The organism is Mucilaginibacter sabulilitoris, assembly GCF_034262375.1.
Lineage (GTDB): Bacteria > Bacteroidota > Bacteroidia > Sphingobacteriales > Sphingobacteriaceae > Mucilaginibacter > Mucilaginibacter sabulilitoris.
This window is the reverse complement of the sequence record NZ_CP139558.1, coordinates 7,539,201-7,552,305: the sequence shown is the minus strand read 5'-3', so window position 1 is coordinate 7,552,305 and position 13,105 is coordinate 7,539,201. Positions and strand designations below refer to the sequence as shown.

Annotated in this window: 13 protein-coding genes; 7 read left to right on the top strand and 6 right to left on the bottom strand. The window is 41.1% G+C overall.

Translation table 11 applies throughout. The features are described 5' to 3' along the window. Positions 1 to 434 precede the first annotated feature (434 nt). Positions 435 to 1,982, bottom strand: coding sequence for an acyl-CoA mutase large subunit family protein (locus SNE25_RS31805; protein ID WP_321563034.1), 1,548 nt, complete (start codon positions 1,980 to 1,982; stop codon positions 435 to 437). A gap of 5 nt (positions 1,983 to 1,987) precedes the next feature. Continuing rightward, positions 1,988 to 2,518: a DUF7935 family protein gene (locus tag SNE25_RS31800; RefSeq protein ID WP_321563033.1), complete on the bottom strand. Its 531-nt coding sequence runs from the start codon at positions 2,516 to 2,518 to the stop codon at positions 1,988 to 1,990. A 92-nt stretch (positions 2,519 to 2,610) separates the two neighbouring features. Here SNE25_RS31800 and SNE25_RS31795 point away from each other — a divergent pair, with 92 nt between their 5' ends. The 3 genes from SNE25_RS31795 to SNE25_RS31785 all read left to right on the top strand — a co-directional run bounded on the left by SNE25_RS31795 (position 2,611) and on the right by SNE25_RS31785 (position 5,484). Then, positions 2,611 to 2,958, top strand: a complete 348-nt coding sequence (locus tag SNE25_RS31795; protein WP_321563032.1) for a HesB/IscA family protein — start codon at positions 2,611 to 2,613, stop codon at positions 2,956 to 2,958. 318 nt (positions 2,959 to 3,276) lie between these two features. Continuing rightward, positions 3,277 to 4,056, top strand: a complete 780-nt coding sequence (locus SNE25_RS31790; RefSeq protein ID WP_321563031.1) for a hypothetical protein — start codon at positions 3,277 to 3,279, stop codon at positions 4,054 to 4,056. Between the two features lie 189 nt (positions 4,057 to 4,245). After that, positions 4,246 to 5,484, top strand: a complete 1,239-nt coding sequence (locus tag SNE25_RS31785) for an ABC transporter permease (protein WP_321563030.1) — start codon at positions 4,246 to 4,248, stop codon at positions 5,482 to 5,484. A 76-nt stretch (positions 5,485 to 5,560) separates the two neighbouring features. On the opposite strand, the gene SNE25_RS31780 is transcribed toward SNE25_RS31785, so the two are convergent. Genes SNE25_RS31780 through SNE25_RS31765 form a run of 4 tightly spaced genes read right to left on the bottom strand, consistent with a single transcriptional unit; the run spans position 5,561 to position 9,393 of the window. Continuing rightward, entirely contained in the window at positions 5,561 to 6,301 is a 741-nt protein-coding gene (locus tag SNE25_RS31780) for a tyrosine-protein phosphatase (RefSeq protein ID WP_321563029.1), read from the bottom strand. 2 nt (positions 6,302 to 6,303) lie between these two features. Beyond that, positions 6,304 to 7,356, bottom strand: a complete 1,053-nt coding sequence (gene rfbB, locus SNE25_RS31775; protein WP_321563028.1) for a dTDP-glucose 4,6-dehydratase — start codon at positions 7,354 to 7,356, stop codon at positions 6,304 to 6,306. A gap of 15 nt (positions 7,357 to 7,371) precedes the next feature. Continuing rightward, positions 7,372 to 8,391, bottom strand: a complete 1,020-nt coding sequence (galE, locus tag SNE25_RS31770; RefSeq protein WP_321563027.1) for a UDP-glucose 4-epimerase GalE — start codon at positions 8,389 to 8,391, stop codon at positions 7,372 to 7,374. Between the two features lie 15 nt (positions 8,392 to 8,406). Beyond that, positions 8,407 to 9,393: a UDP-glucuronic acid decarboxylase family protein gene (locus SNE25_RS31765; protein WP_321563026.1), complete on the bottom strand. Its 987-nt coding sequence runs from the start codon at positions 9,391 to 9,393 to the stop codon at positions 8,407 to 8,409. A gap of 241 nt (positions 9,394 to 9,634) precedes the next feature. On the opposite strand from SNE25_RS31765, the gene SNE25_RS31760 reads away from it, so the two are divergent. The 4 genes from SNE25_RS31760 to SNE25_RS31745 all read left to right on the top strand — a co-directional run bounded on the left by SNE25_RS31760 (position 9,635) and on the right by SNE25_RS31745 (position 13,104). Then, positions 9,635 to 10,885 (top strand): 3-deoxy-D-manno-octulosonic acid transferase, encoded by a 1,251-nt coding sequence (locus SNE25_RS31760; RefSeq protein WP_321563025.1) that lies wholly within the window; start codon positions 9,635 to 9,637, stop codon positions 10,883 to 10,885. 119 nt (positions 10,886 to 11,004) lie between these two features. Further along, positions 11,005 to 11,814: an alpha/beta fold hydrolase gene (locus SNE25_RS31755; RefSeq protein WP_321563024.1), complete on the top strand. Its 810-nt coding sequence runs from the start codon at positions 11,005 to 11,007 to the stop codon at positions 11,812 to 11,814. A gap of 3 nt (positions 11,815 to 11,817) precedes the next feature. Then, complete coding sequence (locus SNE25_RS31750; RefSeq protein ID WP_321563023.1) at positions 11,818 to 12,441, top strand: lysophospholipid acyltransferase family protein; 624 nt, start codon at positions 11,818 to 11,820, stop codon at positions 12,439 to 12,441. Positions 12,442 to 12,477: 36 nt separating this feature from the next. Next, complete coding sequence (locus tag SNE25_RS31745) at positions 12,478 to 13,104, top strand: lysophospholipid acyltransferase family protein (RefSeq protein WP_321563022.1); 627 nt, start codon at positions 12,478 to 12,480, stop codon at positions 13,102 to 13,104. Position 13,105 lies beyond the last annotated feature (1 nt).

Here is a 13,105-nt window from a genome sequence, read left to right as displayed (position 1 = left end):
ATAGATATTAGTAAAATATTGATTTCCAACCCCCAGCGAAACATCTTTTGGGCCTGCTACGGAACATCGAATATTGCCAAAAAAAGCTAATAAAAAAAGTAATTTTTAACTTTTTTGACAATTAAATTTATGATATAATAATTGCTTTTTTAATGAAAAATCCACATAAAATGTTATATTTCTCGGCAAAAATCATAATTATATTTCCATCTGCCACAATTGACTATAAGCTGATCAATTTAATAAAAAATTGGGGTAAGTATCAGTATTATAATAATTTAATTTATATGCCATCAGCACAATTGTCAAGCCAATAAATTCGTAACTCTACGGTTAAAAACTAAAATTCTGATATACTGATAAATAAAATTTAATATTGATTTTTATCATCGCAGACTTGAATTTGGGCTATACAAATAAAACTACAGGGTGTATCAATATTCACCAAAAACAGAGCGGAGTGTATCTGCAATTTCACCCAAAGTAGCGTAGTGCTCAACAGCAATAAGTATAAACGGAATCAGGTTTTGATCGCCCCTGGCTGCCTCTTTTAATTGGTTGAGGGATTTGGTTACAGCCACATTATCCCGGCTGTTTTTAAGCTCGGCGATTTTTTCCGTTTGCATTTTGCGTATAGTGTCATCAACTCTGAATACACTTGTTGTGGTATCTTCCTGTTGAGTAAAACGGTTTACGCCTACCAATACTTTTTCGCCGCTTTCAATATCGTTCTGGTACTGGTAGGCCGAAGCTGCAATTTCTTGTTGTATATAATCCTGTTCAATAGCTTTAACTGCGCCGCCCATCGCATCTATTTTATCAATGTATAACTGGGCCGCTGCTTCAATCTCATCAGTTAATGCTTCTATGAAGTATGAACCGGCAAGCGGATCAACCGTATCGGTAACGCCGCTTTCAAAAGCAATGATCTGTTGGGTTCGCAGGGCAATTTTAGCTGCTGCCTCTGTCGGTAATGACAGCGCCTCGTCATAACCATTGGTGTGTAATGATTGCGTCCCGCCCAGCACAGCGGCCATAGCCTGGTTACTTACACGTATAATATTATTAAGCGGTTGCTGCGCGGTTAAGGTAGAACCACCAGTTTGGGTATGAAAGCGTAGCTTTTGAGCGCCTGCGTCGGTAGCGCCAAGCTCTTTGGTAATATATGCCCACATGCGGCGGGCAGCCCTGAACTTGGCTATCTCCTCAAAAAAATTGTTATGGCAGTTAAAAAAGAAAGATAATCTTTTGGCAAATACATTAATATCGAGCCCTTTGTTAAGCGCGGCTTGTAAATAGGCTTTGCCGTTGGCCAGTGTAAAGGCCAACTCCTGTACTGCTGTTGAACCAGCCTCACGTATATGATAGCCCGATATGGATATTGTGTTCCATTTAGGTACCTCCTGGCTGCAATATTCAAATACATCAGTAATGAGCCGCATGGATGGTGCCGGCGGGTATATATAAGTACCGCGGGCGGCGTACTCCTTTAATATATCGTTTTGCACAGTACCTGAAATTTGTTTCAGATCGGCTCCCTGCTTTTTGGCCAGGGCAATGTACATGGTAAGCAATATGGGCGCGGTTGCATTAATGGTCATAGAGGTGGTAATGTCTTTAAGCGCAATACCTTCAAACAAGATTTCAATGTCTTTCAGGGAGTCGATAGCTACGCCTACTTTACCAACTTCACCCTCGGCAAGTTCGTGATCAGAATCATAACCTATTTGTGTAGGCAGATCAAAAGCTACCGATAAGCCCGTTGTACCCTGACCTAAGAGATAATGATACCTTTTATTTGACTCTTCGGCTGTTGAAAACCCGGCATACTGGCGCATGGTCCAGGCTTTACCCCGGTACATGTCTTTCTGTATACCGCGCGTAAAAGGAAATTCGCCGGGCAGCTCATTCATAGATGAAGGTTGGGTGTATACCTCCTTAATCTCAATACCAGAAGTGGTGGTGAATCTCTTTTCGGCCATAGGATTTAAAATAATTCTTCCATATCCTGCCTAACCAGGCCGGTTGCTATTTCATACGGATCCTGCTCCAGCTGACTTAAATGAATCAGTATGGTTTTGCTCAACTCCATACCCGATGCGCCCTCGGGCAACGCCTTCACGGCGTTACTTATCAAGTTTAGCGTGTCATCCTTTACCCGTTTAACTACATTCCAAACACGTGCACTTACATATATTTGCTGTGTAATATTGTGCTGGAACTCGTTGCGTATTTCGTTAATGACCATCAGCTGCAGTTCGGCTGCCGACATTGATGAAGCATTGAGGCGGATAAGCATATTAGCCGGGCTAACCCTTTCAATAAATAACACTACCCGCTCATAGGCCTGTAAGCGTAAAGGCAGGGTTTGATTGCTGATGGTTTTTTTTAGCTCGAGTAGTTGAACCTGTTGAGCCCGTTCAAGATATGGCTTAAATAAATACAGTGCTACCCAAACAATGCCTATGCCGGCAATGGTGTATTTTAAAATATCAAGTAAATAAGGCAGCGTTTGCATGTTTTATAAAATGTTAAGCACAGGTCATAAAATACCGGTTGCAGCAAAAATCCACATTTTACCTTATATTTGTATAGTTAAATAAAAATAAGATGAGTACTGCTGTTGAAATTGCGCCGGTATCCTTTACCCCTGGAGCCGTTAAGGAACTTTTTAAATTGAGAGATCAGCAAGAAATAGGTGATGACTTTGGCTTGCGTGTTGGTGTTGAAGGTGGTGGCTGCTCGGGCATGAACTACATTTTAGGTTTTGACCAGAAAAAAGACGGCGACCAGGAATATGACATTGACGGAATAAGGGTATTTATGCATAAGGCTCACGGTTTATACCTTGTAGGGATGCAAATAGATTTTCAGGATGGATTAAATGCGCGTGGGTTTACTTTTAACAACCCTAACGCCGCCAGTACTTGTGGTTGTGGAACTTCGTTCTCGGTATAAGTACAAATAAAATATTGTTGCAAAGGGCAGCCATAGGCTGCCCTTTTTGTTTTATAGCAATTTCGTCTTTTATTACAATGATTAATTAAGGGGAAAAATACACCATAATCACACATTAATAATAATTGATATTCAGATATAAATTGCTTAAATTTATTATACCAATATTTTAAAACTTATTTTATGAGAAAGGAACCCCCATAACCTTTGTCGCCCCTCCCTCGAGCATTTTTTTACTGCCCGGTAATGAGATGGTATGCAAGCCTGATAACAGCCTTGCCAGTTAATCACATCGAAGTCACTATTAAATTTAAAAAAATGAAAAAAATCATCATAGTTGCAGCATTACTTATTTATATAATTGCAAGCTGCAAATCGCCAAAACAAAACGTGCCAACTCAGGCAGGTGTATATAAACTGGAAAAGCAAATGGCAAGTGGTGGGGGAAAAGATACAGTTTATGCCAGAAAACAAATGAAGATATACACCGACAATTATTTTATGTACGGAGCCTTTGCGCCCGATTCTTCTGTTGGGTTTGGAGTGGGATCTTACAAGTTGGACTCTGTTAATAAAATTGTTGAGCACAATATATATAGTAGCCGTTTGCTCGATTCAACAGGTACTTTTAATCTGCAGGTAACTAAAACAGCTAATGGATATACCCAGGTTATTCCGGATATACTAAGAGTGCGCAACGTATCCTACAAAATGACCGAAGATTACACCAAATTACCCCCTGCAGATACTTCGGCTCTGGATGGCTTATGGAAAATGAGCGAATTTTATACGGTGGCTGGAAAAGATACGGTAAAACAAATCCCAACTCAATACAAAATATTCCAAAGCGGGCATTTTATGTTCGTTCACCGTTACCCTGTTAATAAAGAACAAACTAAATTTAAAAACGGGTTTGGTTACGGCACCTTTAGCTTAAAAGACGACATTCTGAGCGAGGAAGAGGAAATGTCGAGCCACGCGCAGTTGCTAAACAAGAAATTTGCTATCAAGATCACCTTTAACGGCAATGATGAATATTCGCAGGTTATAACCGATTCTACAGGAAAATCTATAGAAATTTATAAACGCTTAAAGTAGAAGAACTATTTAACTGTTAATGTGAATAAAATGGTTGTATGAACTATAACCATGGCAATAAATGTTAGGTAATGCCCTGAAGGTGAATACTAACGGGGCATTCGCGTTATAATATTATTATATATTTTTCACTGTAACAAATTGGTATGGTACACAGTCAAAACCGTAAAGTTTTTTTATTTTTATACCATGCCGGTTAAAACTTCTTACAAAGAAAACATTTCAATAGCGTTACAATCAATAGCCGGCAACAGGCTCAGAACATCGCTGACTTCATTAATTATCGCCATTGGTATTATGGCCCTTGTTGGCATATTAACAGCTATTGAGGGAATACGCCAGTTTACAAATGATGCTTTTGCCGATCTGGGTGCCAATTCATTCACCATCCAAAATCGAGGCGAAGGTTTGAATTTTGGCAACGGTGGAAACCATAAAGCTTATCCTCCTGTGACTTATGGCCAGGCCGAACGCTTTAAAAAAACCTTTAAATTACCTGTTTTAACAGCTATAAATTTAGATGTTACGGGTACCGCGGTGGCTAAATACGGTAATCAAAAAACAAACCCTAATATTTCTATTTCAGGTTCAAACGAAAATTATCTGGCTACCACCGGTAAAAAGCTATCTTTTGGCCGTAACTTTTCGTCGTCCGAGCTAGAACATGGAGCCAACGTGGTTATTATAGGTGATGAAATAAAATCGAAGCTTTTCAAAAATGAAGATCCTGTTAATAAATCGCTTTTTATCGGCGATAATAAATACCGCATAGTTGGTGTATTTGCTTCAAAAGGATCAAGCTCTTTCGGCGGCGACAAATTTTGTGTTATACCTGTACTTAAAGCTAAGCAGATAGATACGGTAAAAAACCTATCCTATACCATCACTATCAAGGTAGGCGGCCCCGGCGCTTTGGACGCCACTATAGGTGAGGCAACATCATTGTTCAGAAATGTTCGAGGGCTGAATATCGCTAATGAAGATAATTTTGAAATAACACGGAGCGACTCTATACAACAAGAGCTTTCAAGTCAGTTACTGGGTATTACCATAGCGGGTTTCGCGGTAGGTATTATTACCTTAATTGGTGCTGCAATAGGGCTTATGAATATTATGCTGGTATCTGTTACTGAGCGTACACGCGAAATAGGGGTACGGAAGGCAATAGGCGCCACACCTGCGGTTATACGTAAGCAGTTTTTAATTGAAGCTATTGTGATATGTCTCATAGGCGGTGCCGCAGGTATGATATTGGGTATGGCAGCAGGAAACCTTATTGCAGTTCAAATTAGCGGAACGTTTGTAGTACCGTGGGGCTGGCTTATTTTCGCGGTGTTGCTATGTACTTTTATTGGTCTTATATCCGGGTATTATCCTGCTAAAAAAGCCGCGAAACTTGATCCGGTTGAGGCATTAAGATATGAATAGATCGGTATCAGGTATCAAGAGTACTTTAATTGTTTTTAAAATCTTGATACCTGATACTAATTACTTGATACTTATTCTAAAACAATAAAGTATTTTTCAAAGGATAATCAAAAAGAAGCTTTTCAATATAGATTGTGCGCAACGCGTCGCCAAATGCTGCCGCATGTTTGGGATGATGCATATCGCTTGATATAAAATCAATCAGCTGATTATCAATCAGGCTTTCAGCAAGCCGTTTTGCTTCTTTGCCATAATATCCGGTTAATGAAATGGTATTAAGCTGAAAATTACAACCCCAGTTGTGCAGATTTTTAAATTGATCAATATCCATGTAAGGATATCTTTCCGGATGGGCCAGGATTGGTTTATACCCCATATCGTTCATTGTTTGTATAACAGATATGGCGTTTGGCGGCTGATTAATAAATGAAAATTCAAACAGTGCATAGTTATCACCCATGGTAATTAATTTACCATCGTTTACCCGGGCTTCAAAGGTTTCATCAAAATAATGCTCAGCGGCGGCTTCAACAGGTATATCTATATTTTCCTTTACCAGTTCGGCTTTTAATATTTCAAGCGCGTTATTGATAGTTTCAGGAGTATTGCGATAAAAGTCGATCATGACGTGTGGGGTAGCAATGATTTTTTTTATCCCAAGCTCCATCATTTTACGTATCAGCACAATAGAGTCCTGTGGGGTTTTGGCGCCATCATCAATACCGGGTAATACATGCGAGTGCATATCAACCATGATGGATTCATAGTTGAAGTTCGCGTGTTTCTTTTCCGGTTTCCTTTTAAATAACCCAAACATAATTACCTATTAGCGTACTGTTCGTTATAATACTGCTGATAATGGCCTGATGTTACATTTTCAAGCCATTCCTCATTTGCCAGGTACCAGTCAACAGTTTTTTCAAGCCCTTCTTCAAAGGTTATACCAGGTACCCAACCTAAATCGTTTTTAAGTTTCGTGGCATCTATTGCATACCGCAGATCATGACCCGCCCTGTCTGTTACAAAGGTGATCAGCCTGGCCGATTCACCCGCAGGCCTGTTCAATTTCTTATCTAATATGGCACATAACAAATTGATAAGGTCAATGTTCTTCCATTCGTTATGGCCGCCGATATTATAGGTCGATCCGGCTTTGGCTTTGTGGAAAATAACATCAATGGCACGGGCATGATCTTCTACCCAAAGCCAGTCACGTATGTTTTCGCCTTTGCCATATACCGGCACAGGCTTGCTTTGTTTAATATTATTAATAGCAAGTGGTATCAGCTTTTCAGGAAAGTGATAGGAGCCATAATTGTTTGAGCAGTTGGAGAGTACTGTATTGAGGCCGTATGTATCCTGGTAGGCCCGTACAAAATGATCAGAGCTGGCTTTTGATGCAGAATATGGCGAATGTGGATCATAGGCCGTTTCTTCGGTAAACATACCGGTATCGCCCAGGGTGCCGTACACTTCATCGGTTGATATGTGATAAAAACGGGTTTGGTCATACCGGCCTTTCCAGTTTTCACGGGCGGCATTTAATAGGTTAACGGTACCTACAACATTGGTCATCACAAATTCCAGCGGACTTACAATTGAACGGTCAACATGCGATTCGGCCGCCAGGTGTATGATCGCATCGGGTTGTTCATCTGCAAATAGCTGGTTAATAAACGCTATATCAACAATATCGCCTTTTACAAACCTATAATTAGGCTCGTCTTCAATATCTGTTAAATTGGCCAGGTTACCGGCATACGTAAGTTTATCTACATTGATAATGGTATAATCCGGATAGTTTTTTACAAAGCGGCGCACTACATGCGACCCTATAAAACCGGCACCACCTGTAATAATGATCTTTTGCATTTTATGAGTATTTATTTATAGCGGATTTTGAGCTATGTATTTTTCCCATTCCCAGGCCGATGCCATCATGGCGTCAATACCCAGTTCGGCCTTCCATCCTAATTTATTTGTTGATTTGGTAACATCGCCCCAAACTTTTTCTACATCTCCCGCACGGCGTGGCCCAATTTCATAATTAAGTTTTACGCCGGTTGTGCGTTCAAAGGCATGTATTACATCCAGTACGGTATTGCCTTTGCCGGTACCTATATTAAATACATCATACCCTTTAAAGCTATCCTTTTCTGCCAGTTTAAGGGCAGCTACGTGTGCCTTAGCAAGGTCGACCACGTGTATATAATCACGAACGCAGCTACCATCGGGTGTATTATAATCATTACCAAATACAGTTATCTTTTGGCGTTTGCCAATAGCTGTTTGGGTAATAAACGGCACCAGGTTTTGCGGTACACCGATAGGCAGTTCGCCTATTAAGGCAGTTTCATGCGCCCCAACCGGATTAAAATATCTTAATGATATTACCTTGTAGTTACTGCCAGAGGCTACCATGTCCTGTAAAATCTCCTCGGCTATTTGTTTGGTATTACCATAAGGAGACTGCGCAGGTTGTACCGGTGCGGCTTCGGTAACGGGTAAATGTTCAGGTTGCCCATAAACGGTACAGCTTGATGAAAAAACAAAATTTAATGGCTTACCATAATAGCTTTCAAGCAGGTTAATTAAGGAATAAAAATTATTCCGATAATATTTTAGTGGCTTTTGCACAGATTCTCCCACTGCTTTAAAGGCGGCGAAATGAATAATGCCGTCAATATCTGGCTCATTAACGGCCAGTTCCTTTACACTGTGCTCATTGCTCAGGTCAAGCTTATGAAAAACAGGTTTATAGCCTATGATCCTGGCTATCTGATCTAATATTTTAGGGTCGGAGTTTGACAGGTCATCAACAATAACAGGCTCATAGCCTGCATTTACCAATTCAACAACAGTATGGGAGCCAATAAAACCAAGGCCGCCTGTGACTAATATTTTCATTTTAAGTAGAGTATGTTATCGTTTGTTATAGTATGCAAAATCCTTATGATTGATTTCCTTTTCGGGCAGGGATTTGAAATAATCTAAAGTGATCTTTAGTCCCTCGCTTCTGGAAACCTTTGGTTCCCAGCCTAAAATGCTTTTGGCTTTGGTAATGTCCGGGCGTCGCTGTTTGGGGTCATCAACCGGTAAAGGCAGGCTGATGAGTTGTTGATCGGTACCGGTAAGCCTGATGATCTCTTCACCAAACTGCCTGATGGTGATCTCGTCGGGGTTACCGATGTTCACCGGCTGCGGGTAATCGCTGTGCAGGAGGCGATAAATGCCTTCTACCAGGTCATCCACATAGCAGAAGGAACGGGTTTGTGAACCATCGCCAAACATGGTTAGCGGTTCGCCCCTTAAAGCCTGGCCGATAAAGGCAGGCAGCACCCGGCCGTCATTCAGGCGCATACGCGGTCCATAGGTGTTAAATATGCGAACGATGCGGGTTTCCAGGCCATGAAAGGTATGGTAAGCCATGGTAATGGCTTCCTGGAAACGCTTGGCCTCATCATACACCCCGCGCGGGCCAACCGGGTTCACATTGCCCCAGTATTCTTCGGGCTGTGGGTTGATGTTAGGATCGCCATATACCTCAGAGGTGGAGGCAATGAGCATACGGGCTCCTTTGGTAAGGGCCAGGCCCAGCAGATTGTGGGTGCCCAGTGAACCTACCTTTAAGGTTTGTATGGGTATTTTTAAATAATCAATAGGGCTTGCCGGCGAGGCGAAGTGCAGGATGTATTGCAGCTCGCCGGGTACATGCACAAAGGTGGAAACATCGTGGTTGTAAAACTCAAAGTTTTCCAGTTTAAAAAGGTGTTCGATATTGCGCAGATCACCGGTGATGAGGTTGTCCATACCAATTACATGGTAGTCTTCCTTAATAAACCTGTCGCACAAATGCGAACCTAAGAAGCCGGCTGCTCCGGTTATTAATATCCGTTTACGGTTTGCCATATTTGATTATTTCTTTCTGTGTGATCAATAAAGTTAGTGTCCGGTTATTTTATGCAGGCAGTAAATTTACGTCTGTCAAAAATAACCTTATTTTTAATAACATTTTTTATATCCGTAAAGTTGGGAATGCAGTAAACCATCAATTCAGTTAATACGGCATAAGGGCAGACCATAAATTATTTATTGTAATTATTGTTATTACTTTTATGCCCGGCTAAGATAATCATTCATACTTAAATTGATGTTTTTATATAACATTGGAATCAAATTATATTACTTCGCCATCTGGTTGGCCTCGTTCTTTAATGCTAAAGCAAGCCTATGGATAAGCGGCCGCAAAAAACAACGCTTTGCCAGTTTTAATGGCAGTATCTGGTTCCATTTTGCGTCACTTGGTGAGTTCGAACAAGGGCGTCCGATTTTAGAAGCTATGCGGGAGCGTCATCCAGGGAAAAAAATCGTGGTTACATTTTTTTCACCATCGGGTTATGAGATCAGGAAAAATACCCCGCTTGCTGATGCCGTTTATTATCTGCCTTTAGATACTGCCAAAAACGCACGCCATTTTATTGATACCATAGCTCCGGAAATAGCCGTGTTCACCAAGTACGAATACTGGTATCATTATTTTAGCGAGCTACATAAAAAAGGTGTTTCTCTGTATATAATTTCGGGTATTTTTAGACCAAAACAGGTGTTTTTTAAGTGGTATGGAGGCATAAATCGTAAGATTTTAACATTTGTTTCGCACTTTTTTTTGCAGGACGAGCAATCCAGACAATTACTGCATACCCTTGGCCTTACCAACACAACGGTGAGCGGAGATACCCGGTTCGACCGTGTATGGGCGAACGCTCAGCAGCCAAAACAAGTACCCGGAATTGCCCAATTTAAAAACCTGCAGAAAGTGTTTATTGCTGGCAGCACCTGGCCCGAAGATGAAAAACTGCTGGCCACCTTACCCGCTCTATATCCTGATTGGAAATTCATTTTTGCCCCGCATGAAATAAATGAAGAAAAAATAAACAACCTTATTAATCTCTTCCCTGCAAATTCGGTTGTAAGGTATTCTAAATGGGCTGGAAATTCAAAATTCAAAATTCAAAATTCAAAAGACCAAACAGACAACTCACTCCGTGTACTTATCATAGATAACATCGGGATGCTGTCGTCATTATATGCTTATGGCGATATTGCTCATATAGGCGGAGGCTTTGGCGTGGGTATTCACAACACGCTTGAGGCGGCGGCATTTGGGTTGCCGGTAATTTTTGGCCCTAATTATTTAAAGTTTAACGAGGCCCGGGAACTGATAACCTTAAAGGCCGGTTTCTGCATCAGTAATGAGGCCCAGCTGAAAGGGATAACCGATAGCCTGATAACCGATGAGGCTTTTTATAGTACTACCAGCAAAAAGATCCGCGATTACGTTCAGGAACATACCGGAGCCACGCAATTGATCATGAAGCACATAAGCCCCCTAATTCCCTAAAGAATTATAGATGTGCAGATTTTAAATGTGCAGATGTGCAAGTTTGAAACCATCTGCACATTTGAAATTTGCATATCCGCACATCAAAAAGGGGGCAAATATTTCTTAATATTGCCGTAATGGGTTTTTTACATCTGCCCGGTTTGGGTAAAGCGCATTTTCACGAGTATGGCACGGGGCAAAAGCCGTTGCTGGCCTTTCATGGTTATGGCATGACGGGTAAGCAGTTTCACGTGCTCGAAAAGTCGATACTGCCCAAATATCATATTTATGGCTTCGATCACTTTTTTCATGGCGGAAGCAAGCTCGATGGGTGGACAGATAAGCAGATCAGGGCGGGTATGCCCAAAAATATGGTGCACAGCTACATGCAGGAGTGGTTTAAAATTTACGGCGAACAGCGGTTTTCGGTAATGGGTTATTCCATTGGTGCCAACCTGGCGCTCATACTACTGGAGGAATATGCCCACCTGGTTGATGATGTGATATTAATGGCTCCCGATGGCCTGTCGGTTTATAAGGGGTTTCATTTTTTACTGCATAACCCCTTGGGGAAATTCATGTTCCGGATAGTTACCAGGAGCAAATGGCTTGCTCCTTTTGTACTTAAATGCGCAAAAAAAGCCGGTTTAATTGATGATAGCCTGTACCAGATTGCCTATAATGAAATTGATACCGAACAAAAACGGCTTGATACCTATTATACCTTAAATTTAATACGTTTGCTAAAGCCAAACGCGGAAAAAGTTGCCTCCAGGATAAATCAGTATAAAATTAACTGCACCCTGATTTTTGGCAAAGACGATCAGTTGTTTCCCAAATCGGCGGCAATGCCATTTATAGGCATGCTTGACAATGCCGAAGTTCATGAACTTGAACTGGGGCACTGGCTGGTAATTAAAGCGCTTGACGAATATTTAGTACGATAGATTATGTTGCCATCACGCAGAAATGATACCCTGAGTAAGTTGTTCTTCCGCTATATGCGCTGGTGGATGGGGCGCCGTTTTAAGGAGGTTAATGTATTGCCCTTTGAGCCCAAACCGGGTCATTCCATATTGCTGCTTACCAATCATTTTAGCTGGTGGGACGGTTTTTTTGCCAACTATTCGGCCTTTACCAATTTGCAACGCCGGCTTTATATCATGATGCAGCATGATCATTTTGTAAAGCACTGGTATTTTAAATACTGGGGTGCTTTCTCCATGAAAAAAGCCTCGCGCGACATGCTGGAATCACTTACTTATTCGGCCGGTTTGTTGAATGACCCCAGAAACCTGGTTACTGTGTTTCCGCAGGGCGAGCTTTGCTCTAACCATATTACACATATCCATGTTGAAAAAGGCATTGCGCATCTTATTAAACAAATTAAGGGTCCTTGCCAGATAGTTTACCAATGTACGCTGATTGATTATTTTGAAAGCCTGAAGCCGCGCGCCTATATACACCTGTTTGATTGCGGTACAGCAGGCGAGGTGCCATTTGAGGAGCTGAAACAGCGCATCAATGATTTTCATCAGCAGGCGTTAAAAAATCAGGTTAATATACCGCACTAATCCTGCTTTTGTTTTTCAATCAGTATCTTGCAGCACATGATACGTCCGCGAAAGAATATCATCATACACTGGTTTTTTCACCATTATATCCTGTGGATAGTGGCGCGCAATTTCCATGAAGTTAAACTTACGCCGGTTAATATTGCTCCTGAGAAAGCTGTTTTGCTGCTGGCCAACCACTTTAGCTGGTGGGACGGTTTTTTGATGTATTACCTGAACAGTAAGCTGCTGAGCAAGAAATTTCATGTGATGATATTGGAGGATACGGCACGTGAGGTGTCTTTTTTTAAGTATATGGGAGCCTTTTCGGTCAATAAAAACAGTAAAGATATGATGGCTTCGCTTGATTATGCTGCTGGGTTATTAAATGACCATCAAAATATGGTGCTTATTTTTCCGCAGGGTAAATTGCACTCCAATTTTACGGATAACATGATTTTTCAAAAAGGCTTGATGCGGATTATTAACGGAGCCCGTGCAGATTTCCAAATTTTAATGGCCGCAACATTTATTGAACATTTTAAATATAAAAAGCCCAGTGCGCACGTTTATCTAAAAACATTAACCTCTGGTTTAACTTATAAAAACATAGATGAGCTGACAGCAGTTTATCAGCAATATTATAATTTAGCAAAGCAACAGCAAACCGAAATAGTATTATAAA

Bases quoted from the DNA above. Each gene is read 5' to 3' on its own strand.
- SNE25_RS31805 (WP_321563034.1), bottom strand. From the start codon at position 1,982: ATGGCCGAAAAGAGATTCACCACCACTTCTGGTATTGAGATTAAGGAG.
- SNE25_RS31800 (WP_321563033.1), bottom strand. From the start codon at position 2,518: ATGCAAACGCTGCCTTATTTACTTGATATTTTAAAATACACCATTGCC.
- SNE25_RS31795 (WP_321563032.1), top strand. From the start codon at position 2,611: ATGAGTACTGCTGTTGAAATTGCGCCGGTATCCTTTACCCCTGGAGCC.
- SNE25_RS31790 (WP_321563031.1), top strand. From the start codon at position 3,277: ATGAAAAAAATCATCATAGTTGCAGCATTACTTATTTATATAATTGCA.
- SNE25_RS31785 (WP_321563030.1), top strand. From the start codon at position 4,246: ATGCCGGTTAAAACTTCTTACAAAGAAAACATTTCAATAGCGTTACAA.
- SNE25_RS31780 (WP_321563029.1), bottom strand. From the start codon at position 6,301: ATGTTTGGGTTATTTAAAAGGAAACCGGAAAAGAAACACGCGAACTTC.
- rfbB (WP_321563028.1), bottom strand. From the start codon at position 7,356: ATGCAAAAGATCATTATTACAGGTGGTGCCGGTTTTATAGGGTCGCAT.
- galE (WP_321563027.1), bottom strand. From the start codon at position 8,391: ATGAAAATATTAGTCACAGGCGGCCTTGGTTTTATTGGCTCCCATACT.
- SNE25_RS31765 (WP_321563026.1), bottom strand. From the start codon at position 9,393: ATGGCAAACCGTAAACGGATATTAATAACCGGAGCAGCCGGCTTCTTA.
- SNE25_RS31760 (WP_321563025.1), top strand. From the start codon at position 9,635: ATGTTTTTATATAACATTGGAATCAAATTATATTACTTCGCCATCTGG.
- SNE25_RS31755 (WP_321563024.1), top strand. From the start codon at position 11,005: ATGGGTTTTTTACATCTGCCCGGTTTGGGTAAAGCGCATTTTCACGAG.
- SNE25_RS31750 (WP_321563023.1), top strand. From the start codon at position 11,818: ATGTTGCCATCACGCAGAAATGATACCCTGAGTAAGTTGTTCTTCCGC.
- SNE25_RS31745 (WP_321563022.1), top strand. From the start codon at position 12,478: ATGATACGTCCGCGAAAGAATATCATCATACACTGGTTTTTTCACCAT.